Source organism: Microbacterium sp. BF1 (genome assembly GCF_019279095.1).
GTDB lineage: Bacteria > Actinomycetota > Actinomycetes > Actinomycetales > Microbacteriaceae > Microbacterium > Microbacterium maritypicum.
Genome location: NZ_JAGYWT010000428.1, coordinates 1 through 2,102, shown reverse-complemented (window position 1 = coordinate 2,102; position 2,102 = coordinate 1). Strand labels below are relative to the sequence as shown.

General features: G+C 69.9%; 3 protein-coding genes. All 3 read right to left on the bottom strand.

Going from position 1 to position 2,102, the window contains the following annotated elements; all coding sequences use genetic code 11:
- Positions 1 to 987: ABC transporter substrate-binding protein (locus KZA10_RS13195; RefSeq protein WP_308289670.1), on the bottom strand; the 987-nt coding region annotated here is incomplete at its 3' end.
- A gap of 43 nt (positions 988 to 1,030) precedes the next feature.
- On the bottom strand, positions 1,031 to 1,819 hold the full coding sequence (locus KZA10_RS13190) for a metallophosphoesterase (RefSeq protein WP_218683104.1): 789 nt from the start codon (positions 1,817 to 1,819) through the stop codon (positions 1,031 to 1,033).
- On the bottom strand, positions 1,816 to 2,102 hold a 287-nt coding region (locus KZA10_RS13185), incomplete at its 5' end, for a tyrosine-protein phosphatase (protein WP_218683103.1). The genes KZA10_RS13190 and KZA10_RS13185, both read right to left, overlap by 4 nt.

Sequence of the window (2,102 nt, the reverse complement as noted above, 5' to 3'; positions counted from 1 at the left end):
GGTCTCGACCGCAGCGTCCTGCGTGCTGCGGATGGTCTCGAGGTCCGGGGAGAGGATCTCGATGTCGTCCATCGACGGGGCGCCCTCGGGCGTGCCGACGTCGGAGCGCACCGGCAGGTACGACTGCTCGACGGCGAGCTCCTGGCCGGCGGCGCTCACCAGGAAGTCGACGAACGCCTTGGATGCTGCCTCTTCGTCGGTGTCGGCGAAGATACCGACCGGCTGGGACACGTACGGCACGCCCTCGCTCGGGTACGACACGGCGATGGGCGACCCCTGTGCGGCGAGCTCGCGGACCAGGTAGTCCACCACGATGCCGACGGGCTGCGCGCCCGTGGCGACGGCCTGAGACACGGGGCCGTTGCTGTCGGCGATGACCGGACGGTTCTCGGCCAGGGCCGTCATCCACTTCTCACCCAGCTGGTCGTCGTCCAGCCACACGGCGGCGTTGTACGCCGCTGCCCCGGACACGTCGGGGTTCGGCATCACGATCTTGTCGGCGTACTCGGCGTCGGTGAGGTCCTTCCACGACTCGGGTGCTTCGGTGATGATGCCGGTGTTGTACGCGATGACGGTCGGGATGATCCTGGTGCCGGTGTAGAAGCCCTCGGGGTCGACGACGTCGGGATTCAGGGCGTCCACGTCCGCCGGCGTGTACTTCAGCAGCAGGTCGTCGGCGGCGTACCCCTCGAAGGTGCCGGCGTCGGCGGCGAGGAACACGTCGGCCTGGATGCCACCGGACTCCTGCTCGGTCGCGACTCGAGTGGTCAGGTCGCCGGTGCCGGCGCGGAACACCTCGACGGTGATCTCGGGGTGGACCTCGTTGAAGGCGGCGACGAGTTCGTCGGCCTTCTCCTGCGGCTCGGAGGTGTACAGCGTGATGGTCGCCGGCTCCAGGGCTGCGGCGGACTCCTCGGGCGTCGCGGCGGGAGCCGGCGTCGAGGAGCAGCTGGCGAGGGCGAGTGCGGCGACGCCGAACAGTGCCACGGGAGCGGTCTTGCGAAGGAATGACATGGTGTCCAATCAGGGTTCAGGTGGAGATGACGGAGGAGAAGATCGGTGCGGGCGAGTCGAGCCCGACGTTGGTGACGGCAACGCCGCCCGGCAGCAGATGCACGAGGGAGAACATCGCCAGGTCGTGGCCGCTGACGCGGTTCGGGCCGGCGTCCATCACCTGGTGATAGGCCAGCGAGGGACCGACGAAGACGGGGATGCCGCGCAGGGTCGCGGACAGCGGGTGATGGAAGTGCCCGGCCAGAACCGCCCGCACGTCCGAGCCGGCCATGGCGTCGAGGAAGTCGTCCGCGTCCCGCAGCCCCGCCTTCGCCAATGTCGGCAGCGGAGAGCCCAGCGGCGCATGGTGAACAGCGACGACCGTGCCGAGGCCGTGCGGAGTGCGCAGCACGTCACGGAGCCACGCCCGCTGGTCGACTCCGAGCTCGCCGCGAGACGAATCCAGGATGATGAAGCGGAGCTCGTCGACGATATGCACTCTGTGGTGGGTCTGCTCATGGCCGCGCAGCACCCGCGCGGCCTCCGGCTCATCGTGATTGCCGATCGCGGTGAGCACCGGGACACCGGCGATCTCCGCGAGTTCGTCGAACGCCTCGCGCAGTGCCGGATAGGCATCCGCGTTCCCCCGCTGCACCAGGTCGCCGGTGACCACGACCGCCTCCGGTGTGATCCCGGCGTCGCGCAGGTACGCGCCGACGGCGCGCAGGCGAGCGAACCCGTCCACGGTGTCGTACAGAAGGCCGCTGCTCATGGCGCGGACATCACTGAGGTGCAGCACCGTCAACCGACCGGTCGCGCGACTCATGCCGCCACCCCTTCCTTGCGGCGCAGCGCCGCGAGCTGATCGGAGCGGAGACCGTGTGCGCGGAGGTACTCCTCCGCCCCGCCGAACTCGCGGATGACCGCCAGCGCGTGCACGATGGCCTCCGGGGGGCTCTCCAGGTGCAGGCGCAGAACATCGGCGCGTTCCCGGGCTTCGACGGAGGCGGCGATGCGCTCGGCATGCTCCCCTCGCACCGGACGCACCTGTGGTGCGGAGAGCACGTAGTCCGCGACCACGTCGTCCTCGCTCGCCCCCGCGGCGAAGC